Source organism: Nocardia wallacei (genome assembly GCF_029869545.1).
GTDB classification, from domain to species: Bacteria; Actinomycetota; Actinomycetes; order Mycobacteriales; family Mycobacteriaceae; genus Nocardia; species Nocardia wallacei_A.
On record NZ_JARWQD010000203.1, the window covers coordinates 1 to 25,950 of the forward strand.

Consider the following 25,950-nt stretch of genomic DNA (forward strand, 5'->3'; position numbering starts at 1 on the left):
TCCCGGCCCGGCATCGCCGCCTGCTATCGCGCGCTGTCCGAGCGCACCGGCACCTACATCGACTGCGATCTGGTCGTCACGCGGCTCGGCCCGCCGCTCGAGGAGGAGCTCGCGCACGGAGGTCTGGTGGATCTCCTTGAGACGGTTGCGGCTGGCGTCGTCGAGGGGCGCCGCCCGTTATTCCGGGGGGCCCCCCCCCCCGGGGGGGGGCGGCCCCCCCGAGCGCGACGACTCAGGCCGAAGCGGCCAGCGGCCGGTCATAGGCCGGTTCGGCGACCGGCTCTATGGCGTAGGCCAGGATGTCGGCCACATCGGCGACCGGACGGACATCCAGCGCCGCGAGCACCTCGGCCGGGACCTCGTCCAGATCCGGCTCGTTGCGAGCCGGGATGAACACGGTCTTGAGCCCGGCCCGCTGCGCGGCAAGCAGCTTCTGCTTCACGCCGCCGATCGGCAGCACCCGGCCGTTCAGCGTGACCTCGCCGGTCATGCCGACGTCCCCGCGCACCTGCCGATCCAGCGCCAGCGACACCAGGGCAGTGACCATGGTGACGCCCGCCGACGGACCGTCCTTGGGCACCGCACCCGCCGGGAAGTGGATGTGGATGTTGCGGTCCAGCATCTTCGGCTCGATGCCGATCTCCTCGAGGTGCGAGCGGACATAGGTCAGCGCGATCTGCGCGGATTCCTTCATCACATCGCCCAGCTGACCGGTCAGGGTCAGCGAGCGCTCGCCCTCGGCGGCGTTGGCCTCGATGTAGAGGACGTCGCCGCCCGCGCCGGTGACCGCCAGGCCGGTGGCCACGCCCGGAACGGCGGTGCGCTCCACCGAATCCGGGGTGAACCGGGGGCGGCCCAGGTAGTCGGTCAGGTCGCCCAGCCCGATGACCAGGCGCTCGGAAGGCGTAGGCGCACCGAAGGTTTCGGGCTCGATCAGCGGTTCGTTGTAGCCCAGCTCGGAGTCGTAACCGAGGTCGACGACCTGCGCGCCACCGGCGTCCTGCGCCGCCGGGAGCGAACCCTCGGAGAGCCGAGTCGCCGCCTTGCGCAAGGCTTTTGCGATCAACCGCTCCATCTGCCGCACACCCGCCTCCCGGGTGTAGTTCGCGGCGATCTCGCGCAGCGCCTCCTCGGTGATCGACACCTCCTCGGCGGTCAGCGCGTTGCGCTCGAGCTGCCTCGGCACCAGGAAGTCGCGGGCGATGGCCACCTTGTCGTCCTCGGTGTAGCCGTCGACCGTGATCAGCTCCAGGCGGTCCAGCAGCGGGCCCGGAATCGTCTCCACGACGTTCGCGGTCGCGATGAACAGCACGTCCGACAGGTCCAGGTCCAGATCCAGGTAGTGGTCGCGGAAGGTGTGGTTCTGCGCCGGATCCAGCACCTCGAGCAGCGCGGCCGCGGGATCGCCCCGGAAGTCGGAGCCGACCTTGTCGATCTCGTCCAGCAGCACAACGGGATTCATGGATCCCGCCTCCTTGACCGCACGCACGATGCGGCCGGGGAGCGCACCGACGTAGGTGCGCCGATGCCCGCGGATCTCGGCCTCGTCGCGCACGCCGCCCAGGGCGACGCGAACGAACTTGCGGCCCAGGGCCCGAGCCACGCTCTCACCCAGCGAGGTCTTGCCGACGCCGGGCGGCCCGGCCAGCACCAGCACCGCGCCGGAGCCGCGGCCGCCGACGACCTCCAGGCCGCGCGCGGCGCGGCGGGCCCGCACCGCCAGGTACTCGACCATGCGGTCCTTCACCTCATCCAGGCCGTGGTGATCGGCGTCCAGCACCGCGCGGGCGGCCGAGATATCGGTCGAGTCCGTGGTTTTCACGTTCCACGGCAGGTCCAGCACGGTGTCGAGCCAGGTGCGGATCCAGCCCGTCTCCGGGCTCTGATCGCTGCCGCGCTCGAGCCGGTCGACCTCGCGCAGCGCCGCCTCGCGCACGCCGTCGGGCAGGTCCGCGTTCTCCACCCGGGTGCGGTAGTCGTCGGCGCCGTCGGGCTCGCCCTCGCCCAGCTCCTTGCGAATCGCGTTGAGCTGCTGGCGCAGCAGGAATTCGCGCTGGGACTTCTCCATGCCCTCGCGCACGTCCTCGCTGATCTTCTCGGTGACCTCGACCTCGGCGATGTGGTCGGTGGTCCATCCGATCAGCTTGGTCAGACGCGCTGTGACATCGGGGGTTTCGAGCAGTTCCCGCTTCTGCTCGTCGGACAGGTACGGCGCGTAGCCCGCGGTATCGGCCAGCGCGGACGGATCGGTCAGCCGGTTCACCACGTCGATGACCTGCCATGCCTCGCGGCGCTGCAGGACGGAGACGACCAGCTTCCTGTATTCGGCGGCGAGCTCTTTCGTGCGGCCGTCGGGCTCCGGGGTCTCGACCGCTTCGGCCTCGACCCACAGCGCGGCGCCGGGTCCGGTCACGCCGTGCCCGATCCGGGCGCGGCGCTCGGCCTTCAGGACCGCGGCCGGGGCGCCGCCGCGCATCCGACCGACCTGCTCGATGGTCGCGACCACGCCGTAGGCGGCGTAGCCCTCGGTCAGGCGCGGCGCGAGCAGCACGGACTCCAGATTCGCGGCGCGCGCTGCGTCGATGGCGGCCTGGGCCGACTCGTCCAGTTCGATCGGGACGACCATGCCCGGCAGCACGACCGGGTCGGTCAGGAACAGCACCGGCAGACGTTGTGGGGTACTCACTGATTCAGCCCCTTCCAAAGCGTGCCCTGGAACTCTTCTCATCCAGGGTTGAGCGTCACCTACTCAACCCCGGTCTCCCGGATCTTGTTCCGGCCCGATGTTCGCCCCCGGCGAAACGGTTCTCTGTCCGTTTCGTTCAAGACCACGACCGGCCGCGAATGATCGACTGGGCATATGACGCCCCAGATCAACGCCGTCACCCTCGGGGTGAGCGATCTCGACCGCGCCCTCGCCTTCTACCGCGACGGACTCGGACTGTCGACGCCCGGCATCATCGGGACCGAGTTCGCGCGCGGCGCGGGACAACCGGGCGGCGCGGTCGCCATGTTCACCCTCGGCAGCGGCCTGCTGCTGTCGCTCTACTCGCGCACCGACCTCGCGCTCGACGCGGAGATCGCGCCGGAACGCATCGCGGGCTCGCCGTTCAGCCTCGGCTGGTTCGTCGAGAGCCGGGAGGAGGTCGATCGGATTCTCGAGCAGGCTCGGCGCGCGGGCGGCACCCTCGTTCGCACCGCGGCCGAACGGCCGTGGGGGATCTATGCCGGTTACTTCGCCGACCCGGACGAGCACCTGTGGGAGGTCGTGTACTTCCTGCCGAGCTGACCGCCGCGGCGGCGGTGCGCGTGCCGACCGAGGTGCTCGGCCTGCCGGTGGCGTGGCCGTACGCCCGGAACAGCACGTCGCGGGACTACGATGGCGCCCAACGGGATTCGCCGGACGACGAGGAGCTGGGCCGATGCTGGCAGGACGACTGCACCTGGGACCGAACCGCCGACTACGGCTGGACGACGTGCCGGTGCCCGAGCCCGGTCCGGACCACGTACTGATCAAGGTCGAGGCGGCCGGGGTGTGCCTGTCGGACGTGCATCTGATCGACGGAATGCTGACGCCGCTGTTCCTGAACGGCGACGTGGTCACGCTGGGGCACGAGGTGGCGGGCACGGTGCACACGCTGGGGCCGGGGGTGACCTCCGCGAAGGTCGGCGACCGGGTGCTGCTGCAGGCCGGTGAGCAGCGCAGCGGCCAGGTCTTCACCCGCGGCGTGGATTACGACGGCGGCTGGGCCGAGTACAGCCTGGCGCGCGTCGACACCCTGGTCCCGATCCCGGACGACCTGCCCTTCGAGCAGGCATGTTTCATCCCCGACGCCGTCTCCACGCCGTGGGCGGCGATCACCGCGACCGCCCAGGTCCGCCCGGCGGAACCGGTCGGTGTCTGGGGTGTCGGCGGGCTGGGCGCGCACGGCGTGCAGCTGCTGCGACTGGTCGGCGCGGCGCCGATCATCGCGGTCGACCCGCTTCCGGCGGCGCGGCAGCGCGCCCTCGAGCTCGGCGCCGACCTGGCCTTCGATCCGGCCGAACCCGATCTGCGCGGCAAGATCTACGCGGCCACCGACGGCACCGGGCTGGCCGCCGCATTCGACTTCGCCGGGGTCGAGGCGGTGCGCGAGCAGGCCGTGGTGTGCCTGGGCCCGGCCGGTCGGCTGGTGCTGGTCGGCCTGACCGACAAGCCGATCACCATCACCGGCGGCACCGCGTTCAGCTTCTTCCAGCAGCAGCTGCGCGGGCACTACGGCTCCACCCCCGAGCACGTCACCCAGCTGGTGCAGCTGCAACGCCGCCACCGCATCGACTTCGCCCGCTCGGTCAGCGCCGTCATGCCCCTGGCCGACGCGGAGAAGGCGGTACACGCGCTGGAATCCAAACAGGGCAACCCGATTCGCATCGTGCTGAAGCCCTGACCCCCTTCGCACCGACCCCCGCGTTGACACTTGATCGGAACCGATGAGAATGTTCTAGTCCCGACATCTCACCATCGGCTCTAGGGGGACCCGCACGATGACGACGCTGGCCGGTGGGGTGTTCATCGATTGGGAACAGCTGACCGGTCAATCCAAATTCGTCGTGGATCTGGTGACCTTTCCGATTTTCAGCGCGATCGCCGGCTGGCTGACCAACTGGACCGGCGTGCTGATGCTGTTCTGGCCGCTGCTGTTCCGCGGCATCCGGATTCCCGGCCTGCCGCTGCTGTACCCGTACTTCCCGCGTCGGGTGCAGGTGCTGCCGACCTTCTCCGGCGACGGCAAGCGGCTGGGCTTCCAGGGTTTCATCCCGGCACGCGCGGAGAAGATGGCCAGCATCTGCGTCGATATGGCCATCATGCGGATCGGCAGTCCCCGCGATTTCATCCACGAACTCGACCTCGAGGGCATCGCCGACTACATCGCGGAGGTGGCGCGCAAGCAGGTGCAGCCGATCGTCGACGACGTGATGTACCGCGAGAATCCGGAGCTGTGGCGCGCGGTGCCCCGCCCGGCCCGGCAGATCCTCTATCAGCGGGTGGAGCGCGAGCTGCCGGATCTGACCCGGCGCGGCTTCGAGCGGCTCGGCGACAATGTCGATCAGCTCATCGACATCAAGAGCTTCGTGATCCGGTTCCTACAGGCCAACCCGCACATCCTCAAGGACCTCACCACCACGATCGCCGCCCCGGAGCTGCGCTTCATGGTGCGCATCGGCCTGCTGGGCGCCCCGTTCGGCGTGCTGCTGGCGCTGTATCTGCAGGTGCACCACAACATTCCGATTCTCGGGTGGGTCCCCGCGTGGCTGGTCATCCTCGCGGCCGCCGCGGCGATCGGCGTGATCGTCAATGTCATCGCGATCAAGATGGTGTTCGAACCGGGCGATCCGCAGCCGCGCTACAAATACCTGTGGAAGCAGGCGCTGCTGGCCAAGCGGCAGCCGCAGGCCGCCACCGACCTCGCCCACATCCTCGCCTACCAGGTGCTGACGCTGCCGAATCTGGCCGAGGAGCTGCTGGACGGACCCAACGGGGACAAGACCCGCCAGCTGATCGAGCACCTGATCGCGGACGAGATCCACCGCCAGCTCGGCCGCAGCACCTCGGTGGTGCGCGCGGCGTTCGGCCGCCGCCAGTTCGACAATCTCAAGGTCGGCGCCGCCGGGGCCGCCGTCGGCCTGGCGCCGAGCCTGGTCGAGGACGAGGTCTTCGCGAAGGAGCAGGCCCAGAAGATCGACGAGTTCGCCGCCCGCAAGCTCAAACAGCTCACCCCGGGCGAGTTCATGGAGATGTTCTACGCCTCGGTGGAGCAGGACGCCTGGCTGCTGTATCTGCACGGCGCGGTACTGGGCCTGGCCGTGGGCGGCGTGCACCTGGTGCTGTTCGGCTGGTAGCCAATAACAAGCACGCGTGCTTGCATTTTTTCGGTCCGATTGGGATGCTGGTCCGGCGCGGTGGCGTGCGAGTGGGAGGTAGGACACGATGGCGGACCTGGATGCGCTGCTGCGGGATTTCCTGGCGGAGTGCGCCGACCTCGACGAGATCGTGGCACCGCTGGCCCAGGCCGACTGGCAGCGCGATACCCCGGCCGACGGGTGGACCATCGCCCATCAGATCGGCCACCTGACCTGGACCGACGAGGTCGCCACGGTATCGGCCACCGACGCCGAGGCATTCGCCGACCTGGTGCGGGCGGCCGAGCAGTCTGCCTCCTCCGGGCCCGTCGCTCCCGCCGCGAAGGCATTCACCTTCGTCGACGAGGCCGCCGCGGCGGCCGCCGAGGCCACCGCACCCGATCTGCTCGAGCGCTGGCGGCGGGGCCGGGTCGCCCTCGCCGAGGCCCTGCGCGCCCTGCCCACCGGGGTGAAACTGCCGTGGTTCGGACCGCCGATGAGCGCGGCCTCGATGGTCAGCGCCCGGATCATGGAGACCTGGGCACACGGACAGGACGTGGCGGACACACTCGGCGTCGTCCGCGCCCCGACCTCGCGATTGCGCAATATCGCGCATATCGGCGTGCGCACCAGGAACTTCGCGTATCTCGTGCACGGGCGCACCGCACCCGCCGAGGAATTCCGCGTCGAACTCACGGCGCCGGATGGAGACAGCTGGGCCTGGGGACCGGCGGATGCCGCGCAGCGAATCACCGGCCCCGCCTTGGACTTCTGCCTGCTGGTAACGCAACGCCGCCACCGAGACGACCTGGCGCTCACGACGATCGGCGACGACGCCGCGGACTGGCTCACCATCGCGCAGGCCTTCGCGGGACCCTCCGGGCCTGGCCGCGCCGCAGGACAATTCGCCTGACACGAAGCTGAGAGCTGACGGGCGCCAACTTTGGGTGCGCCGTGCCTGTGCCGACCGGACGCCGTTGGCCGGAAGTTTGTCAGATGGCAGTCGAAGCGGACGCTCCGCCAGCTAAGAGAGTGTTTACCCAGGTGTTCTCGACTGGAAACACCGGTTATACAAGATTTCCCTGTTGTCCCCGATGTCCGGGAAATCGCATGCCAACAGCGGCGATTGCCACATGTCCGGCCGGAATTGGCGCCTCGGGAACCGCTACTGCGTGGCGGGCGTTGTGATCTTGACCGCAACCTCCCGGGAACGTACCGGGCGGCACAGTAACCTGGACGTGCGTACGACTTTCAACGGTGCGGGTCGACGCGGGCAGGGGACCCAGGGGAGAGGGAAAGGAACGCACCGTGATGTCGCAACACCCGGCGACGCACCGTCGCACGGCCCAGATCCTCCAGCACACCGCCATCGTGTTCGCCGGTATGGCGAGCATCGGGCTCACCGTCGCGGCGGGCACCTACATCGTCAACCAGATCGCCGAGTCCACCCATCGGCCCGCCCCCGAACCCGCGGCACCGATCGCCGCCCCGGCCGGGGAGGCGAATCCGAGTTCGCCCGAATCACCCAGCCGCACAGCCTTTGTCGGCGTGGTCGGACTCAGGGCCGAATCCCGCGCACTACCGCCGCCCGTCGAACCGGCCCCCGAACCGCCGGAGGCGATCCAGCGGCTCGAGCGCGCCGTGGTGCCCACCGCACCGACACCGGCCACCGTCGCACCGACCGGCGTGAACGGACGGCTGGGGCTGCTCGGCGGAACGTACGTGGGCGCGAACGTCACCACCCCGCGGCCGGATTCGATCTCGATGACGGTGGACACCAATGTGTTCACGGCCCTGGTCCGGCGGCCGGGCGACAACTCCCGCGACGACGTGACCCGATTCCGCACCGACCTCGACACGCGGCGCGGCGAGGTCACTGTGGCGATGTCGGATCCGCTGCTCGGACAGCACGACGTCCAGGTGCAGCGCCACGCCCGCCCGGCTCCGGTGCAGACGCCGGATACCGATTCCGTGGGCACACCGCAGGACTCCGGTGTAGCGACGACGTAGCCCGGGCTGTGTGAGACTGCCTGCGTGTACGACTACTGCGTGATCGGGGGCGGGATCGTCGGAGTGGCGACCGCGCACCGGATTCTCGAGTCTCGTCCCGGCGCGAGCCTGGTGCTGGTGGACAAGGCCGCGACGCTGGCCGCGCATCAGACCGGGCACAACAGCGGGGTGATCCACTCCGGCATCTACTACGAGCCCGGCAGCCTCAAGGCCCGGTACTGCCGCCGCGGCGCGCGGTGGACCAAGGAATTCGCTGCCGCACACGACATTCCGTACCGGGTGTGCGGAAAACTGCTGGTGGCCACCGACGCCGCGGAGCACGCCCGTATGCTCGCGCTGCACGAGCGCTCGATCACCAACGGCAGCGCGGTGGAGAAGATCGATGCCGCCGAACTGATTCGGCGCGAGCCGCACGTCACCGGCGTGGGCGCGCTGTTCGTGCCCGATACGGGCATCATCGACTTCACCCGGGTCACCGAGGCGCTGGCGCAGGACGTGCGCGCCGCCGGCGGCACGCTCGTGCTCGGCGCGGAGATCACGGCGATCGACGAGAATTCGGACGCGGTAACGATTTCCGGCCCGGCCGGGAGCTGGCGGGCGCGGCGGCTGGTGGTGTGTGCCGGGTTGCAGGCGGATCGGCTGGCACGGCTGGCCGGGCTACGGGTCGATTTGCGGATCGTCCCGTTCCGCGGCGAGTACTACCAATTGCCGCCCGAGCGTGCGGGTTTGGTGCGGACGCTGATCTATCCGATTCCGGATCCGCGGCTGCCGTTCCTCGGCGTGCACCTGAGCCCGACCATCGACGGCGCGCTGACCGTCGGCCCGAACGCGGTGCTGGGCCTGTCCCGCGAGGGCTACCGCAAGGGCAGCATCGCACTGCGCGACGTCCGGGATGTGCTGGGCTACCGCGGTTTTCACCGGGTGGCCGCGGCCCATGCCCGAACCGGGGTGCGGGAACTGCGCAATTCGCTGTTCCGGCGCGGCTACCTGGCAGAATGCCGGAAGTACTGCCCCGGCTTGACGATCGGCGATCTGCTGCCCCGCGAGGCCGGGATCCGCGCCCAGGCCGTGCTGCCCGACGGCACACTGGCGCACGACTTCCTGATCGAGCGCACCGCGCGCTCGATCCACGTCCTGAACGCACCCTCCCCGGCGGCCACGTCCGCGCTCCCGATCGCCGACCACATCGTCACGCGATTGGACAATTGATCTATCAGCCTGCGGCACAGCGGATTTCCGGCCGACAGTGCGATTTCCACCGATTTGCCGATACCCATTCATTAAAGAGGATTTCTGTAGTACTTTTATCGGCAGCCGTGGAACAGGGAGTATGCCTATGGGCCACATCAGGTACGCGAGCGACGTCGGTGCGCCGGTGGAGGTCGCGTTCACCTACGCGAACAACCATGTGTTCGTGCCGAACTGGATGTTCGGTGTCGCAGCGTTCGAGCCGGTCGGCGAGCCCGGCCTCGGGCCCGGAACGCTGTTCACCACCACCCTCCGGTTAGGGATGTGGCGCCCCACGGTCGAGTGTGAGATCACCGAATACCGCCACCACGCGGTCCTCGGATACACACTGCGCAGGCGCCGGCCGGGGAAGGTGGCGCCTGCGCATTCGCACTCCGCGCCACCGGTCCCGGCCCTGGGCACCCTGACGCTGCGCTTCGACCCGCTCGGCTACGGCCGCTCGGCGCTCACCTCCGAGGCCGACTACCGCTCACCGCGCGGCCTGGCGGGGCGGCTGTGCGGCGGGCTCGTCGACGCCGTCGTGCGGTCGGCGGTGCGGCGCAGCGAATCGCGGTTGCGCAGGCGGATCGAGGAATTCCACGACACCGATCTTGTCGGCCGGATTGCGTAGGGTACCGACCATGATCATCGTGAGCACCGACGGATCCTGCCTCCGCAACCCGGGCGGCGCCATCGGCTGGGCCTGGGTCGGTCATCAGGGCAGTTCTGCCAGCGGCGGCGCCGCCAGCGGCACGAATCAGGTGGCCGAGCTACGCGCGGTGCTCGAGGCGATCGTCGCGCATCCCGGTGCGGAACCGCTGCTCATCGAGAGCGATTCGCTGTATGCGATCAAGTGCGCCTCGGAATGGATTTCGGGCTGGCGGCTCAACGGCTGGAAGACCTCGACCGGCGGCGCGGTCAAGAACGTCGAACTCGTCCGGCACATCGATCACCACATCGCCACCCGCCCCGGCCCGGTCCGATTCCGCTGGGTGCGTGGGCATGTCGGCAACTATTTCAACGAGCAGGCCGACAAGCTCGCCGGTGAGGCGGCGCGCGCGGCCGCCGCGGCGACAGACGCCGCCCCCTCGGGCATCGCCGACCTGCCCCCGCTGACGGTGGCGGAGCCGGCCACCGCGGTACCGGTCGGCGCCCCAGCGCCGAAAAAGCCCGCCGCACAACAGAAGTCGCGCACAACCCCCGAAGAGGCGGAAGCCTTCACCCTCTTCTGACCCCGGCCGCTGTCTCTATCCGACCCGCAGCGACCGGCGTGAAAACCTCCGGCGGTGGTGGATCGGCCCCACCGCCGGAGGCATCACCCGCTAGCCGCCCGGCTGCGGGGCGGGGGCCTGGTCGCCGCCCGGGGCCGGGATCGGGCCCATGTCGTTCATCATGGGCGACTGGAAGCTCGAGGCGAGCCACTTGCCGTCCTTCTTCTCCATCGTCGCGACCACGCCGATGGTCATGTGCTGGGGCTGCGGGGTCGCCGCCTTCGACTGGTTCTGGGTGATCAGCATGATGACGGTGGCCTTGCTGTCGTCACCCGACTCCCAGGCGCAGTGGATCTCGTCGACGCCCGAACGGGCCTGCGCCTGGGTGGTGATGTCCTTCAGCGCGGTGGAGGCGGCGTCGAACTGTGTCGCCCAGTCGCCGGTGGACCGGTCCTTCACCCGCTTGACGTAGTCGTCGAAGTTCTTCGCGTCGTAGGTGCCGACCTGTCGGCCGAAATCGCAGGCCGCCTTCGTCGATTCGTCGCGCGCGTCGAGCTGGTCGCCGCGGTCACCGGCCTGCATCCAGAACACCACCACCGCGGTGACGGCCGCCACCAGCAGCACACCCGCAGCGAATGCCGCCGCGATCGGCAGCCAGCTCGGGCTCCCACCACGCGACCGATCGGCCGGAGCCGCCTGCGTCGCCTGCTTCACGGTCGGTTCCGCGGAGTTGTCCGCGGCGGCCTTGGTCTCGGCAGCCTCGGTCTTCGCCGTCACATCCGCGTCGGTGCTGTCTTGCGGCCGATCGGCCTTGGCTGCCGCCTCGGCACCGGTATTCGTCTCGTCCTTGGCAGCGTCTTCATCGGACATGAACTGATGTGTCACTTTCCCGGCGTGCTCGGGCACACCGAATTGCCGGATCGGCCCGGCCGTACGCGGGCCGGACGGGTTCTGTCAGCGAGTATGCCCGCAGCGGCGGTGTTGCCGCCCCGCGGGCCACGCTCACCGGATCGGCGGCGGGGTCCGATCGTTCGGATCGGCTCCCTCCGGCATCTGCGCGCCGTTGTTGGGCACATCGGGCCGCGGCGCGTTCGCCGAACCGCGGATCTGCTGATCCGGCGGCGGGTTCGTGCAGTAGTTCCACTTCGGGAGCGTGCCGTCCTGGACCACATAGGGCGCGGTCGGCGTGTTGCTGTACTGGCAGTACGGCCGCGGCCAGATATCCACGATGGTATGGAACTCGCCGTCGTGCGCCGGGACGCCCATCGCGGAGCTGCCGATGACCAGCGACGGGAACAGCGCCCGCAGGGCCGGTTTGCGCAGCTGCGCGGCCTTGGTGATCGCCGCGAAGTTGGCCGCGAGGCTGGTGATCGGATCGGCGGTCTTGTCCAGCACCGCCCCCAGCTGCTGCATCTGCACCGGCGCGTTGTCCAGGATCGTGCGCAGTTCCTCGTTGGCCCCGTTGAACTGGTTGAACAGCGTCTGCGAATTGCTGGTGAGCGTGCTCAGGTCCGGCTGGGCGTTGGAGGTCGTGGACGCGATCGTGCGCAGGTTCGCCAGCAGATTCGTGGTCTGCGGGAGCAGATTGTCCAGGCCCGCGCTCACCAGGCTCAGCGCGTCGATCATGCTGCGCATCTGATCCGGCCCACCGGACAGGGCGGTGTCCAGCTCGGTCAGGATGGTGTTGAAGCGATCGGGATCGATCTGGGAGATGAACGTGCTGGCGTTGTCGAGCACCGAATACACCGGGGTCGGCGTCGTCACCCGCTGCGCGTCGAACTCGAGGACCGCGCCGTCGGCCAGGAACGGCCCCTGATCGGTCTCCGGCCGGAAGTCGACGTACTGCTCACCGGCGCCGGACAGAGCCTGCACCGCGACCCGGGTGTCGACCGGAATGTGGTACTTGCTGTCGATCTCGGCCTCGGCGGCGATCGCGGCGCCGTGGTCGGTCAGCTTGATGGAGTTGACCTTGCCGATCCGGTATCCGCGCAGCGTCACGTCGTTGCCCGGCTGCAGGCCGCCGGAGCGATCCAGGCTCACGGTCACCGTGTAGGTGCGTTGCAGCGGGTTGACCCGCATGACGCTCACCAGCAGATACGAGGCGCCGATCGCGAAGGCGACGACCAGGCCCAGGCTCGAGACCAGCAGCTTGTGCCGCTTCAACCAGTTCACCGGTGGCCCCCCGTCACTCGCCCGTACACGATCTGCAGCACTTGGATCAGGCTGCCCACCATGTCCTGGGCATCGCGCAGATCGTAGAACTTGCTGTGCGCCGGGTCGGTGATCAACCCGATGTCGAGATTGGTCAGGGTCGCGGCGACCGCGAGGGTATTGCCCTTGAACGACGCGTCCACGGCGGGTCGCACGTCGTGCATGGCGTCGAGCAGGGGACCGAAGTCGTTGCGGGTCTGTGCCAGGGCGCCCATCAGCTTGTGCACGTTGTCGAGCAGGTCGGACAGCTGGTCCGAGGTGGTGTTGGCGTAGTCGCCGAGGGCGGCGCTGGTGGTGGACACCTTGGTCAGCAGGTCGCCGATCTGCTTGTTGTTCTCGGCGATCGTGCCGATCATCGAGGGCAGCGTATCGGCGACCTGGCCGAGTTCGTTGTGCCGCGCCTCGATGGTGCTGGCCAGCGCGCCGAAACCGTTGATGGTGCTGTCGATGCGCTCGCTGTTGGCGTGCAGCGTGGTGGTCACGCTGGTCATCTGGCGCAGCAGGCTGGCCAGTTGCTCGGGGCGGCCGCCGACGATCGAGTCCAGTTCGGCGGTCACCTTGGTCAGCGCCGCCAGGCCGCCGCCGTTGAACAGCGTCGAGACCGACAGCAGCAGTTCCTCGACGGTCGCGCCGGCGGAGGTCTGCTGGACCGGAAGGGTGTCGCCGTCGCGCAGCAGGTCGGTGCCCGGCTGCGTCTTGGGCATGGCCACCGCGATGAAGACGTCGCCGAGCGGAGTGGCCTGGCGCAGTTCGGCGGTGGAGTTCTTCGGGAGCTGAATATCCTTGCGGATGTTCAGATCGACGATCGCCTGGTAGTTCTTGGTCGCGATATTGGTGACCACACCGACGTCCGAACCGCCGATCTTCACCTTGGCCTGATCGGGCAGGTTGAGCGCGTTGGTGAAGACCGCGTGCACCGTGTACGTGTCACCGCCGGGTCCCGGCTTCGGCAGCGGCACCTTGTCCACGGTGAGGCCACAGCCCGGGACCGCCAGCACGGCGGCCGCGGCGGCGAACACCACCGTGGTACGCCGGGCTCGGCGAAACCTCCTGCGTGACAAGAGTTTCGGGATCATTTCGTCATTCCCATCAGTGCCGCGGTCAATCCGAGATCGGGACCGAGGTCTTCGACCTTGCCGGTTCGGCAGCCGTCCGCGCGCATCTGGATACGCTCACAGAACAGGCTGACGATCTCGCCCGACAGCGACCTGCCGATCACGCCGTGCAGCCGGACGAAGCGCCGTTGCCGGTCCATCGACCGGTCCAGGTTCTGCAGCAGCAGCGGCGAGATATCGACGACCTCGGTGACCCCCGCGGCGTTCGCGCGCAGCTGATCGGTGACCGCGGTCAGCCCGGTCAAACTGGAGGCCAGCTGATCCTGATACTCGTTGAACACGCCGCTGGTGTTGTTCAGGAAGTCGTTCATCTGGGTCAGCGTCGCCTGCAGACCCGGCGACTGCTCGGCCAGCAGCGAGGTCATCTGGGTGACCTGATTGCTGAAGTCGCGCACGGACTGGTCGTTTTCGGCCAGCATGGTCGTCAGCTCGTTGAGCTTGATGATGATCGTGGACACCGCGTCCTTGTTGTCCACACCCACCTTCAGCGCACCCGACAGCGCGTTCAGGGTGTCGCGGATCTTCTCGCCCTGGCCGTTGACCATGTCGTACAGCAGGGTGCCCGACATCGGCCCCTCGGTGCTGCCCGGCGGCGGCTTCAGCGCCGCGGCGAACTGATCGATGGTCTTGATCACCGTGTCCAGCTCGACCGGGGTGCGCGTCTGCTCGACGGTCAGATGCGACCTGTCCGGCAGTTCCGGCCCGCCGGTGTAGGGCGGGCTCAGCTCGATATGCCGGTCGGTCACAACGGATTTCGTCATCAGCGACGCGGTCACGTTCTTCGGCAGCTTCACATTGCCGTCGATGGTCATGAAGACCTCGGCGTACATCCCCTTGGGCACGATCTTGTCGACCTTGCCCACCTGCAGGCCGAGCACCATGACCGGGTTGTTCTCGTACATCCCGGCGATATTGCGGAAGTCGGCGGTGATGTGCGTGGTCGCGCCGACCGCGTCCTGGACGTCGGTCGGGACTAGCGAGCAGCTGCCCACCGCCAAGGCGACGGCGCCGATCGCGGCCGCCCGCGCCGCCCGCAGCCGGGGCTTGATCATTCTCATCCCTGGCACCCCTCGATGACTCGGGCGAAGCACAACCAGTTGTCGGGGAACAGCCACGGCACGCCGACCTCACCGTAGGGGCCGTTGCCGAAGGCATTGTTGAACTGCCGCAACGACACCGGCATGATCTCCAGCATCCGATCCAGGTTGTCCTTGTTCTTCTGCAGGCCCTCGGCCATGGTGTTGAGCTGTTCGATGGTCGGGCCGAGCTGCCCCTCGTTCTCCGCGCCGATCTCCTGCAGCTGCCTGGTCAGGCCCGCGATGTTGTCGAGCAGCTGCCGCAGCAGCGCCTGGCGCTCCATCACCCGGCCCGCGATCGCCTGCCCCTGGGTGATCACCAGCAGCACGCTGTTGCGGTTGTCGCCCAGGATGGTGGTGACCCGATCCAGATCCTTCAGCAGCTGATCCACCTGGTCGCGGCGGTCGTTGATGGTCTTGGCGAGGGCGCCGACGCTGTCGAGCGCCTGGGCGGTCAGCTGCGGGGAACCGTTCATCTGATCGCCGATCACCTTGAACGACTCGACCAGCTTCTCGGTGTCCAGACCCTCGAGCTTCGGCGTGCCGGTGCCGAGGACGTCGTACGGAACGGCGGTGTTGCTCTTGGGAATTCGGTTGCCCTTCACGCCCGAGCCGTCGCCCGGGTCGAGGGCGACGTAGCGGTTGCCGAGCAGCGTCGACAGTTTGATCGACGCCTTGGCGTCGGGACCGATCTTCACGTCGTTGTCGACCTGCAGGGTCATCAGGACGTGGTCGCCCTCGATCTTGGCGCCCGACACCTGGCCGACCGGAACCCCGGACACATTGACCCTGTCGCCGACCTTGAGCCCCGCCGCCTGCGCGAACTCGACCTTGATGTCGTGGTCACCGACGCCGAGCCGCTTGTAGCCCGTCGAGGCGATCAGCAGCACGACGATCACCGCCGCGCCGATGATGCCGAGCCAGAAGTAGCGGTTGCCGTTGAAACGGTTCTTGATCCTGGTAATCATGGCCGGCACACCGCCGAGTGGGAGTGGCCACCGATCTGCGTGAGCAGACCGCGCGGCAGCAGGATGTTGTACAGCGAGACGTCCAGGCTGCACAGGTAGGCATCGGCGTGGGCGCCGTTCTGCGTGAACCGGCCGATATCGGAGAGGATGGACGGGAGGTCGACGGCGGCCTGGTCGAGCTTGGCGCCGTTGTCGAGCAGCAGCGTCAGCGCGTCCCGGGTGGAGCGCTGCGCGGTCGCCAGTTTCGGCTGCACGTTGCCGACCATGTTGACCAATCCCGTTGTCGCGTCCGCGATCTGCACCGTGGACTGCTGCAGCGACTGGCCCTGCTCGTACAACCCGCCGATCAGCGCGCGGGTCTGGGTCACCAGCGTCTCCAATTCGTCGCCCCGCTTGGCCAGGCCCTGCATGGTGGCCGACAGGTTCGTGATCACATCGGCCAGGATCGCGTCGCGGCGCTGGAAGTCCCCCGCCAGGGCCGCGGCCTGGGTCAGGAAGGTGCTCAGCGACACCCCGTCGCCCTGCAGCGCCATGATGAACGTATTGGACAGGTTGTTCACCTGCTCGGGCTGCAGCACATCGAACAGCGGCTGGAAACCGTTGAGCAGACCCGAGATATCGAACGACGGCTCGGTCTGATCGATCGGGATCGAGCCGTTGTTCTTCAGCGGCACCGCATCGCCCTTGGTGCCCGGCGCCAGCGCCAGATACCGCTGCCCGATCAGGTTCTGGTACCGCACAAGGGCTTTGGTATTGCCGAACACCGTCTGGTTGCGCTGCACCACGAAGGTGACCTTGGCATCGTGCTGTTTGTCGAGTTCGATCTTCTGGATCTTGCCGACGCGCACCCCGGCCATCCGGACGTCGTCGTTGACCCGCAGGCCCAGCACGTCGCTGATGGTCGCGGTGTAGGTGTTGGTGGAACCGGCGACGCTGCGCGCCAAGGTATTCCACACGACGACCGTCACCAGGACCGACACGATCGCGAAGATCGTGAAGCCGATCAGCGGCTTACGAATGCTCATCGGCCTGCACCGCTTTCGGTCACTTGCAAGGTTCCACCCCTCAGGATCGAGCTCAGCAGCAGGTACTCAGCGGTGCTGGGCTTGCGGCCCAGCAGGGCGCTGATGGCGGAATCTCCGGTGTAGGAGCCGGCCGCGATCGGACCGGCGGCGGGATGCCGGGCCGGTTCGTCGCTCGCGGCGGGCGCGGGCGCCGGTGCGGGAGCCGGGGCGCCCGGGAAGAAGGGTGCGAACAGGCCACCCAGCGGGGTATTCGCGAAGGGGTTGGCCGGAGCCGGGGCCGCGGCCGGGACCTCCGGCTGACCGGTGGTGGCACCCAGGATGTCGGGCAGGCCCGGCATCGGCGCGGCGGGCGGCAGGCCCTGCGCGGCGTCCAGCGCGCGCGGCTTCATCGAGTCCGGCAGCGGCGGCAGTTCGGCCACCGCGGGAGCGGTGGCACAGCTGGGCGCCGCCACCTCGCCGTAGCGCGGGCAGTCCGACCGGTCGTAGGGCTTGTACGGGGTGAACGTGATGCCCATATTCCAGACCATCTGCCGCTGCGGGCCCCAGTGGAAGGTGCTGGCCAGGGCGCGAACCGAGTTGTTCAGGCTCGCGATCGCCTGCGGAATGGCCTCGGGGTTGTCGGACATGGCACCGAACATGTCGCTGGTACCGACCGTGATCTCCTTGCCGAGGTCGGGGTTGCGCGCGAACAGCGCGTTGACCTTGTCGACGGTGCCGGAGGTCCCGGCCAGCAGGTCGACCAGTTGCTGGCGCTTGTCGACGACGGTCTGCGCGGTCTTCACCGAATCCGCCAGCACCCCCATCAGTTCCGGCGCCGACTGATTGAGCGCGTGGAACGACGCGGAGAAGTCGTCGAAGGTCTGGTCCACGTTCGGCACCGCCGCGCGCACCTGGGTGAGCCAGTTGTCCAGGCGTTCCACGGTCGAACCGGGCACGCGGCCGGTGCCCTCGAGGGAATACGACAGGGTGCTCAGCACGCGGCCCAGCTGCATCGGGTCGATCTTGTTGAGGATGGCGCGGACCGTGGTCAGCGTGTCCTGCAGCGCGATGGTGCCTTCGCTGCGGTCCTCGGGGATCTGTGAGCCCTCGTGCAGCGACGCCGTATCGGGGCCGTTGTAGAGCAGTTCGACGGCGGTGACCGCGAACAGGTTGCTCGGGATCACGCGCGCGGTGACATTGGCCGGGATGTCGCCGATGTACTCCGGCTTCATCTCGATATTCACCTGCTGCAGTTCGCCCTTGGCCGCCACCGAGACATCCTTGACGACGCCGACCAGCACGCCGCGGAACTTCACGTCGGCGTTCTCCGGCAGCCCGTCGCCGGTCGTGGTCATATTCGCGACGACATCCACCTTCGGATGCATGATCTTGCCCTGATACCGGGCCATCAGGAAGGCCAGCACCAAGGCGAAGACCGCCAGCCCGCACACACCGGCGATGAGCAGTTGCCGCATCGTCGGTCCGCGGCCACTCGGATCGATGATCATCGTCTGCCCCCTACCCGGAAATCCTGATGCCGGGGTTGATACCCCACACGGCCAAGGTGATGAACAGGTCCGCGAAGACCACGGCGATGATGCACAGCTTGATCGCCCGACCGGCCGCCACACCCACGCCCTCGGGGCCGCCGGAGGCGAAGAACCCGTAGTAGCACTGGATGAACGTCGTGATCGCCACGAACACCATGGCCTTCAGCAGTGACCACAGCACGTCCCCGGGGATCAGGAATTGGTAGAAGTAGTGCTGGAACGTGCCCGCGGCCGTGCCGCCGACCAGCTGCACGGTCAGCGAGCAGGAGATGTAGGCGAACGGCAGCGCCAGGCAGTACAGCGGCACGATCGCGATCATCGCGGCGATCATGCGGGTGCTCACCAGATACGGCAGCGGCCGGATGGCCTGCGACTCCAGCGCGTCGATCTCCTCGGAGATGCGCATGGCGCCAAGCTGGGCGGTGAACCGGCAGCCCGCCTGCGAGGCGAATGCCACCGTGGCGAGCATCGGCCCGAGTTCGCGGGTGGTGGCGAAGGCGGAGACCGCGCCGGTGATCGGCCCGAGCCCCAGCAGATCCAGCGAGTTGTAGCCCTGGATGCCCACGGTGATACCGCCGAACGCGCTCAGGATGAGCACCACGCCGATGGTTCCGCCGCCGACGATGATATTGCCGTTGCCCCAGGTGACATCCGAGAGCAGGCGCCACACTTCCTTCGGATAGTGCTTGAACGCCAACGGCATCGAGCCGATCGACCGCAGGAAGAAGAAGACCTGGTGACCGATCCGCGCCAGCCAGTCGCGGGGGGCGCCGGCCGACGACCGAATCCGCTGGAAGGGCCGCAGTAGCGGCGGTACATACGTTGACGACACCGACTCAGACCATCTGTGAGGGGAACAGGGTGTTGTAGATCTGCGTGATGATCAGATTCACACCGAACAACATCACCGCGGACAGCACCACGGCCGTATTCACCGAGTTGGCGACGCCACCCGGGCCGCCGCGCGTATTCAGCCCGGAATCGCAGGCGATGATCGCCGCGAGCAGGCCGAAGATCAGCGACTTCACCAGTGCGGCAAGCAGGTCGGCGACCACGGCGAACGAGGAGAACGTTCCGATATAGGAGCCGGGCGTGCCGTTCTGGGCGAAGACGTTGAAGATATAGCCGGTCACGAAGCCGACGAATACGACGAAGCCGCACAGCAGCACCGATACCAGCATGGCCGCGCCCAGCCGCGGCGCGACGAGCCGGCGCAGCGGGTCGACGCCCATCACCTTCATGGCGTCGATTTCCTCGCGAATGGTGCGCGAACCCAGATCGGCGCAGATCGCCGAGCCGACGGCGCCGGCGATCATCAGCGAGGTGACCAGCGGGGCGCCCTGCTGAATGATGCCCAGGCCGTTGGCGGCACCGATGAACGAGGTCGCACCGACCTGCCCGGCCACCGAGCCGACCTGGATCGAGACGATGACGCCGATCGGGATGGCGACCAGCAGTGTGGGCGCGGCCGCGACCGAGGCCATGAAGGCGCACTGCCGGACGAATTCACCGAACGGGAACCGGCGCCGGAAGATGGCGATGAACAACTCGGCGACGGCCGCGATGCCCATGGTGATCTGACGGCCGAAGGTCTCGAGCGAGCGCTTGGGATGGTCCTGCCAGTACGCCTTGGTCCAATCGACCGCCCCACTCATCCGTGACCCTGCCGGCGGACTGTTGGTGAACTGCACTGACTAACCCCTCTCGACGCCGGTTACCCGCCCCGACGACTGTTTGCCTGACGCACCTTACTACGGAGTTAGAAAAAACACACCACAATGTGTGGCCACGGTCATAGACCCAGATCACGCCTGTCATATGGCTGTGATGGGCGACATACCCTTGGGGCGAATCACAATGAGACCGGCACCGTTCTAGAACGAGTTACAGTTTTTGAACCGGTGACCAACTCCGTCACTCGCCGAATTATTTTCTCGGATTAAATTAGTAGAAAATCGAGACTCGTCGCGAAATCCTCACAAGCGTATCCGCGCGGGCGCCCGCGCGACGGTCAGCGCGACCCGGGTGTCGCCCACCGCGACGCGCCGGTCACGACACGGAAACCCGGACCCGCCCGACCCCGCCGTAACGGCGCGGGGATCGACCCCGATCCGGCACACGGGGCGCCCGTACAAGGCGCGCCTGGGCCCGAATACTGACAGGATGTAGTACTACAAGGCTGATATCGTGCGGGCTTCCGACGTCTGGAGGGACATGTTCAACAAACTCGCCAGGGTGGCTCAGGCCGCCTGTGCCGTCGTCCTGGGTACGGCGCTGCTCGGGACGGGCGCGGGAGTCGCGCACGCAGATCCCGGCGTCGTCATCGGGGGTGGCTCCGGGATCATCATCGACAACCAGTTCGAATGCACCGTCACCACCATCGGACGCGACGGCGCCGGTCGGCTGGTCGGGCTCACCGCGGGGCACTGCGGCGAGGCGGGTTCGCAGGTGTGGTCGGAGCACGACCGCGGTGCGGGGGTCATCGGCCGGTTCGCCTATTCCAACCACGACCTGGACTACGCGGTCATCGAATTCGAGCCCGGCAAGGTCGTCCCGGTCAACCGGATCGGCAATGTCACGATCACCGGCCTGGGCGCGCCCGCGCAGTTCCCGATGATCGCCTGCAAGGAGGGCCGGACCACCGGCAACACCTGCGGCATCACCTGGGGAGACATCTTCCAGACCGATGAGACGTGGACCCAGATGTGCGTCGTGGAGGGCGATTCCGGCGCGCCCGTGGTGGTCGGATCCACCCTGGTCGCCATGGTGAACGCCTACCTGGCCGTGGCCTGCTTCGGCCCCGAGGTCGGCACCAACATGACCGCCATCATGGACGATATGAACGGACGCGGCCGGGCGGGCGCGGGCTTCGCCCCGATCTGACCGCCGTCGGCGGACGAACCGCATATCGAGGCTCGACACCTGATATCAGTTGTCCGTTGTCCTTTCGGACAGGCTCGGCTGTACCGCCGGGCCGCTGACCGCGGCGCAGTTCGGCAGGCAGTCGACGGTGACCTCCACCTCGCGCGGGCGGCGGCGCGCGCCCAGCAGTGCCGCCGCCAGCACGGCGCCGACCACCAAGAGCCCCGCGCAGATCCGCATCGCCACCGTGAATCCGTGATCGAGCGACGCGGCGTCCTCGATCGACCCGGAGATCCCGGCCAGGCCCGGCAGCGCGGCCACCGCGAGCAGCTGGGCGGTGCGGGCCACGGCGTTGTTCACCCCCGAGGCGATCCCGGCCTCGCCGGGCGGCACCGCGCCGAGCACCGCCCCGGTCAGCGGCGCGACCAGCGCGGACAGACCCAGGCCGAAGACCACCACGCCGGGCAGCACATCGCGCAGATAGCCCGACACGCCCGATGATTCGGGCCCGATGCGCAGCAACAGCAGCACCCCGGCCGCGGCCAGCAGCGGTCCGGCCGTCATCGGCAGCCGGGGCCCGTGCTGTTGCGCCCACCGCCCGGCCGGTGCCGAGAGCAGCAGCATCAGCACGGTGACCGGCAGGGTCGCCACGCCCGACACCAGCGGCGAGTAGCCCGCGACCTGCTGCAATTGCAGCACCAGCAGGAAGAACACCCCGCCCAGCGCGGCGTAGACCGCCAGCGTCACCAGATTGGCCGCGGTGAAGATGCGACCCGAGCGCGGATCGCGACCCGCCGCCGACGCCCCCACCGGCGCACCGGTGAACAGGGCGGGCGGCACCAGCGGATGGTCGCTGCGCAGCTCGATCGCGACGAAGACCCCCAGCAGCACCAGACCGGCCACCGTCAGCAGCGGCAATGCCTGGATCAGCCCGAAGGTCAGCACGCCCAGCCCGACCGCGACCACCAGCGCGCCCGGCACATCGAGCCGGTCGGAGGCGTCCGGATCGCGGCTCTCCGGCACGTGCCGCACCGCCACCGCGACCACGACCGCCGCCAGCGGCAGATTGATGAGGAAGATGGAGCGCCAGCCCGCCAGCTCGATCAGCCAGCCGCCCAGGAACGGGCCGAGCGCACCGGCGATACCGCCGAAGCCGGACCACAGCCCGATCGCCGCACCCTGATCGCGTTCATCGATCGAGGCCGAGATCAGCGCCAGGCTGCCGGGCGTGAGCAGGGCCCCGGCCACGCCCTGCAGGACGCGGGCGACCACCAGCATCTCGATGTTCACCGCCGCGCCGCACAGCACCGAGGCCACGGCGAAACCGATTGTGCCCCAGACGAAGACCCGGCGGCGGCCGAGCCGATCGCCGAGCGAGCCGCCGAGCAGGATGAACGAGGCCAAGGTCAGGGTGTATCCGCTCAGCGTCCACTGCAGGCCGGAGACGCCGGTGTGCAGGGATTCGCCGATGCGGGGCAGCGCGATGTTGACGACCGTCGCATCCAAGGCGGCCACCGACGAGCCGAGGACGGTGGCCAGCACGATCCAGCGGCCCGTCGCCGTGCTCAGCCGGGGCAGCTCCGTGGTACTCACCCGCCATACGCTACGGCGAACCGAGCCGAGCGGCGGGATTTCGATTCGTCACATGTCCTGTACGCAGACCACGAATCGGCGCTGGTCGTAGACGAATCCGTCGCTGTTGCAGGCAACGATGCTGTCGGTGTTCTGCAGAATGCTCAGCACCCGCACGCCCTCCACGGCCGAGCCGCCGCAGTCCACCCGTTTGGTGTCGTCGCCGCCGATATCCATGCACCCGCCGACCACCCAGTCGCGATCCAGGCACAGGGCGCCGGTTTCCTTGCCGCGCCGCTGCTCGTAGTAGACGCTGTCGGCATCGGAGACGCACTGGCCGGAGGTCGGCGCCTTGCCGATCACCCGGTAGTTCGACCGGGGGCTGCCGCACCCCGCCTTCTCGATGGTCGCGTCCTGATCGGTGCCGCCCAGGTTCACGCAGTCACCGATCTCGGCCTGAAAGTCGACGCTGCCGCCGGTGCTGGGAGCCGTGGTGGTCGGCCGCGCCTTTCCCGAGGTGGTCGTGGGCGGGGCCTGCGACGGGGTACCGTCGGCGGCGCGCGGCGTTCCTTCCACGGTCGATCCGCAGGCGGCGGCCGTGGCAATCGCCAACGCGGGCAAGACGATTCGCAGCGCTATCACCGCACGTGACAAGGCATCCTCCCGAACCGTCCCGCTGACCGATCGCGGGTCATGCTAACGGTCGATCATCGTGCCGCGCACCACCGCGGTGGTGTGATACGTCACCACCGGCCGCGCGTCGGCGCCGGATCGGGCGTTCCAGCAAACGATCTGAGTATGGTGAGGATGTCGGTCCGAAGGGAGTGCTCCGTGAAGCTGATCAGCGCAATCTTGTGCTCGGCGGCAGCGGCCGGAGTATGTGCCGGCGCCGCGGGGACCGCCTCGGCAACCGATGTGCATTGCGATTCCACCGCCGGTGGGGACGTGACGATCGTCGACGGCCGCACCGCCTGCCGCGCCGCCGCCGACTCCGGCCACGCCCGTGCCGCCGGTCTGGACGGTGTCGGCTACGCGAAGGCCGCGGCGGGGGCGACAGCCCTGGGCGTCGGCGCATCCGGGGGAATCGGGGCCAGCGAAGGCGTGAGCGGGCTGCCGGTGGCGATCGGGCTGGGTCCCGATGCCTACGCGCTGACCTCGCTCGGTGCCACGCCGGGCGGAGACCGGGTCGGGATCACGGTGGCGATGAGCGGTTCTCGGGCGCAACTGGATTCGCACGAACACGCGGTGGTCTGCCTGGGGTCGGCGGCACTGGCCTGGGACTCGCTCAGCGGCAACGGCTGCCTGGCGACACCGGTGGGGCTCTGGCGCACCGCGTCGTCCGCGTTACCCTGACGACGAACAGGATCTGCCGCAACGCAGCGGCGTCAGGAGGGCGGCACATGGTCACGACAGCGCCTGATCCGGGAACGCCGAATCCCGAAATATCGCATTCCGGCGGCGAATCCGGCCCGGGAACAGCGCAGATGGTTATCGATCCGCGCTTCGTACCCGTCGTGCACAGGTTCTTCCGCATGTTCGCCCGGCCAGCGCGCGGCGGCGGCGCCCTCGCGGTCTACCTGCACGGCCGTCCCGTGGTCGACGTGTGGGCGGGCTGGGCGGCGCCGGACCGGCCGTGGCAGCGCGACACCGTGGCGCTGAGCTTCTCCACCGGCAAGGGCGTGGCGGCGACCCTGCTGCACCGACTCGCCGAGCGCGGCCTGATCGACTACGACGCGCCGGTGGCCGACTACTGGCCCGAATTCGCCGCGCACGGCAAGGACACGATCACCGTCCGCGACGTCCTCGCGCATCGCGCCGGACTGCACCGCGTGCGGGGGCTGGCCGCGGCCTTCGACGACATCCTCGACTACGACGCGATGGTGGCGGCCCTGGCCGCCGCCGAGCCCGATCCGCGGCGGCTGCAGGCGTCGGGCTATCACGCCGTGACCTTCGGCTGGCTGATCGCCGAGCTCGTGCAGCGGGTGACCGGCGACGACTTCACCGAGGTGCTGCGCCGGGAGATCGCCGAACCGCTGCGGACCGAGGAATTCTGGTATCGGGTGCCCGCATCCGAGCGGCACCGCATCGCCCGCACCTTTCCGCGGCTGCGCGTGCCGGGAATGCGATGGGACACCGCGTCCGCCGTGCTCGCCCGCTCCCGCGCGCTGAGCGGCGTCGCCGAGGCCGGGATGCCCGCCGGTCTCGATCGGCTGATCGTCGACCCGCGGGTGCACGGGGCGGTGATGCCCGGGTTCAACGGGGTGTTCTCGGCGCGGGCGCTGGCCCGCATGTACGGGGCGCTGGCAAACGGCGGACGGCTCGCCGCGGACGCACCCGCCCACGCCACCCACGACACGCCACTGCTGCGGCCCGAGACGATCGCGGTGGTCAATCGGCTGCAACGCACCGACCACCGCGATTACGTGCTCGGCGTGCCGACCCCGTTCACGCTCGGCTACCACCGGCCCCCGATGCTCTCGCGCCGCCCGCCGCGAAAGGCGTTCGGCCACTACGGGGTCGGCGGGTCCGGCGCCTTCGCCGATCCGGATTCGGGCGTCGCGGTCGCGTTCGTCACCAACCGGCTCGGCAATTCGCTGACCACGATCGGCGACGGTCGGCTGGCGCGACTGGCCGGTATGGCACACGCCGCCGCCATGCTGCCCCTGCCCTAGACCGGCAGCGCCGGGGCGCGGATGTCGAACCGCGCGGCCCCGCAGATCGTATCGATTTGTATGGGCGCAGGAGCGACGGACGGCGGGCCGCGGGTGCCGCGGCTGACGCTGTTGCATGCGCTGTGCGCCGGGATCGACTTCGACCGGTATTTCCGATGGCGGCGCGCCCGGGAGGGAGATCCGTTCTTCGTCCGATTTCCCGGATTCGGTGCCGCGCTGTTCACTGGAACGAGTTCGGGCACAAGGGAATTGTTGCGGGCCCCCGTCGATATCCTGGAACCACCGCTGCCGAATCCCATTGAGCCGCTGGTCGGTTCGGCGTCGCTTATTCTCGCCCGCGGCACCCGGCATCGGCGCGACCGCGCGACAATGGCGCCCGCATTCCATGGTGACCGAATTCGCCGGTACGGCACCGTAATTCGCGATTCGACGGTGGACGAATTACTGGGCGAGGGCACCGGCCCGGCGTGGCGGCCCGGGGTCCGGGTCGAGGGCGGGGGGCCCCGCGCCCCCCGGCGCCCCCGGGGAAGGCAGGGCGGGCGCGTTGGGGGGGGGGGCCCCCCCCCACGGCCCCGACCACCTGGCGGTGGCC

General features: G+C 68.8%; 24 protein-coding genes and 1 pseudogene. 12 read left to right on the forward strand and 13 right to left on the reverse strand.

The window, feature by feature from the left end; all coding sequences use genetic code 11:
- Positions 1-105: 105 nt before the first annotated feature.
- Together QH290_RS16455 and lon are read right to left on the reverse strand one after the other, a co-directional pair.
- Positions 106-177, reverse strand: a pseudogene (locus QH290_RS16455) (proteasome activator); the annotation flags it as partial.
- Between the two features lie 55 nt (positions 178-232).
- Positions 233-2,626: an endopeptidase La gene (lon, locus tag QH290_RS16460; protein ID WP_425303616.1), complete on the reverse strand. Its 2,394-nt coding sequence runs from the start codon at positions 2,624-2,626 to the stop codon at positions 233-235.
- 234 nt (positions 2,627-2,860) lie between these two features.
- On the opposite strand from lon, the gene QH290_RS16465 reads away from it, so the two are divergent.
- The 9 genes from QH290_RS16465 to QH290_RS16505 all read left to right on the forward strand — a co-directional run bounded on the left by QH290_RS16465 (position 2,861) and on the right by QH290_RS16505 (position 10,349).
- A complete protein-coding gene (locus QH290_RS16465; protein ID WP_280268902.1) occupies positions 2,861-3,289 on the forward strand; it encodes a VOC family protein in 429 nt (142 codons plus the stop codon).
- On the forward strand, positions 3,259-3,513 hold the full coding sequence (locus QH290_RS16470; RefSeq protein WP_280383747.1) for a hypothetical protein: 255 nt from the start codon (positions 3,259-3,261) through the stop codon (positions 3,511-3,513). The genes QH290_RS16465 and QH290_RS16470 overlap by 31 nt, the downstream gene beginning before the upstream one ends.
- The gene (locus QH290_RS16475) at positions 3,423-4,427 is read left to right on the forward strand and encodes a zinc-binding dehydrogenase (RefSeq protein WP_280383749.1); all 1,005 of its coding nucleotides are present in this window, start codon (positions 3,423-3,425) and stop codon (positions 4,425-4,427) included. Before QH290_RS16470 ends, QH290_RS16475 begins: the two co-directional genes overlap by 91 nt.
- A gap of 97 nt (positions 4,428-4,524) precedes the next feature.
- Positions 4,525-5,880, forward strand: coding sequence for a DUF445 domain-containing protein (locus tag QH290_RS16480; protein ID WP_280383751.1), 1,356 nt, complete (start codon positions 4,525-4,527; stop codon positions 5,878-5,880).
- Between the two features lie 88 nt (positions 5,881-5,968).
- Positions 5,969-6,793 carry a TIGR03084 family metal-binding protein gene (locus tag QH290_RS16485; RefSeq protein WP_280383753.1) on the forward strand — a complete coding sequence of 275 codons (825 nt, stop codon included), beginning with the start codon at positions 5,969-5,971 and terminating at the stop codon, positions 6,791-6,793.
- 395 nt (positions 6,794-7,188) lie between these two features.
- The gene (locus tag QH290_RS16490; protein WP_280383754.1) at positions 7,189-7,890 is read left to right on the forward strand and encodes a hypothetical protein; all 702 of its coding nucleotides are present in this window, start codon (positions 7,189-7,191) and stop codon (positions 7,888-7,890) included.
- 24 nt (positions 7,891-7,914) lie between these two features.
- A complete protein-coding gene (gene lhgO, locus QH290_RS16495; RefSeq protein WP_280383755.1) occupies positions 7,915-9,099 on the forward strand; it encodes an L-2-hydroxyglutarate oxidase in 1,185 nt (394 codons plus the stop codon).
- A 127-nt stretch (positions 9,100-9,226) separates the two neighbouring features.
- A complete protein-coding gene (locus QH290_RS16500) occupies positions 9,227-9,748 on the forward strand; it encodes an SRPBCC family protein (RefSeq protein WP_280383756.1) in 522 nt (173 codons plus the stop codon).
- Positions 9,749-9,758: 10 nt separating this feature from the next.
- On the forward strand, positions 9,759-10,349 hold the full coding sequence (locus tag QH290_RS16505) for a ribonuclease H family protein (RefSeq protein WP_280383757.1): 591 nt from the start codon (positions 9,759-9,761) through the stop codon (positions 10,347-10,349).
- A 90-nt stretch (positions 10,350-10,439) separates the two neighbouring features.
- Here the strand turns inward: QH290_RS16505 and QH290_RS16510 are convergent, their stop codons facing one another.
- The 9 genes from QH290_RS16510 to QH290_RS16550 all read right to left on the reverse strand — a co-directional run bounded on the left by QH290_RS16510 (position 10,440) and on the right by QH290_RS16550 (position 19,907).
- Positions 10,440-11,198: a hypothetical protein gene (locus tag QH290_RS16510; protein ID WP_280268911.1), complete on the reverse strand. Its 759-nt coding sequence runs from the start codon at positions 11,196-11,198 to the stop codon at positions 10,440-10,442.
- 132 nt (positions 11,199-11,330) lie between these two features.
- Positions 11,331-12,500, reverse strand: coding sequence for an MlaD family protein (locus QH290_RS16515; protein ID WP_425301852.1), 1,170 nt, complete (start codon positions 12,498-12,500; stop codon positions 11,331-11,333).
- Entirely contained in the window at positions 12,497-13,615 is a 1,119-nt protein-coding gene (locus tag QH290_RS16520) for an MCE family protein (RefSeq protein ID WP_280383758.1), read from the reverse strand. The genes QH290_RS16515 and QH290_RS16520 overlap by 4 nt, the downstream gene beginning before the upstream one ends.
- Positions 13,612-14,706 carry an MCE family protein gene (locus QH290_RS16525; RefSeq protein ID WP_342213741.1) on the reverse strand — a complete coding sequence of 365 codons (1,095 nt, stop codon included), beginning with the start codon at positions 14,704-14,706 and terminating at the stop codon, positions 13,612-13,614. The genes QH290_RS16520 and QH290_RS16525 overlap by 4 nt, the downstream gene beginning before the upstream one ends.
- 2 nt (positions 14,707-14,708) lie before the next feature.
- Positions 14,709-15,698 (reverse strand): MCE family protein, encoded by a 990-nt coding sequence (locus QH290_RS16530; protein WP_280268914.1) that lies wholly within the window; start codon positions 15,696-15,698, stop codon positions 14,709-14,711.
- A complete protein-coding gene (locus QH290_RS16535) occupies positions 15,695-16,723 on the reverse strand; it encodes an MCE family protein (protein ID WP_280383762.1) in 1,029 nt (342 codons plus the stop codon). The genes QH290_RS16530 and QH290_RS16535 overlap by 4 nt, the downstream gene beginning before the upstream one ends.
- Entirely contained in the window at positions 16,720-18,210 is a 1,491-nt protein-coding gene (locus tag QH290_RS16540; protein WP_280383764.1) for an MlaD family protein, read from the reverse strand. Before QH290_RS16540 ends, QH290_RS16535 begins: the two co-directional genes overlap by 4 nt.
- A gap of 10 nt (positions 18,211-18,220) precedes the next feature.
- Positions 18,221-19,084, reverse strand: coding sequence for an MlaE family ABC transporter permease (locus tag QH290_RS16545; RefSeq protein ID WP_280268917.1), 864 nt, complete (start codon positions 19,082-19,084; stop codon positions 18,221-18,223).
- 4 nt (positions 19,085-19,088) lie between these two features.
- A complete protein-coding gene (locus tag QH290_RS16550; RefSeq protein WP_280268918.1) occupies positions 19,089-19,907 on the reverse strand; it encodes an MlaE family ABC transporter permease in 819 nt (272 codons plus the stop codon).
- Between the two features lie 559 nt (positions 19,908-20,466).
- On the opposite strand from QH290_RS16550, the gene QH290_RS16555 reads away from it, so the two are divergent.
- On the forward strand, positions 20,467-21,135 hold the full coding sequence (locus QH290_RS16555; protein ID WP_280268919.1) for a chymotrypsin family serine protease: 669 nt from the start codon (positions 20,467-20,469) through the stop codon (positions 21,133-21,135).
- Between the two features lie 45 nt (positions 21,136-21,180).
- Here QH290_RS16555 and QH290_RS16560 read toward each other — a convergent pair whose 3' ends face one another.
- Together QH290_RS16560 and lppU are read right to left on the reverse strand one after the other, a co-directional pair.
- Entirely contained in the window at positions 21,181-22,707 is a 1,527-nt protein-coding gene (locus QH290_RS16560; protein ID WP_280383767.1) for an MFS transporter, read from the reverse strand.
- A 48-nt stretch (positions 22,708-22,755) separates the two neighbouring features.
- Positions 22,756-23,340 (reverse strand): LppU family putative lipoprotein, encoded by a 585-nt coding sequence (gene lppU, locus QH290_RS16565; RefSeq protein ID WP_425303615.1) that lies wholly within the window; start codon positions 23,338-23,340, stop codon positions 22,756-22,758.
- 153 nt (positions 23,341-23,493) lie between these two features.
- Between lppU and QH290_RS16570 the strand changes: the two genes are divergently transcribed.
- Positions 23,494-24,039, forward strand: a complete 546-nt coding sequence (locus tag QH290_RS16570; protein ID WP_342213287.1) for a DUF6764 family protein — start codon at positions 23,494-23,496, stop codon at positions 24,037-24,039.
- 47 nt (positions 24,040-24,086) lie between these two features.
- Entirely contained in the window at positions 24,087-25,358 is a 1,272-nt protein-coding gene (locus tag QH290_RS16575; protein ID WP_425301854.1) for a serine hydrolase domain-containing protein, read from the forward strand.
- Positions 25,359-25,950: the final 592 nt, after the last annotated feature.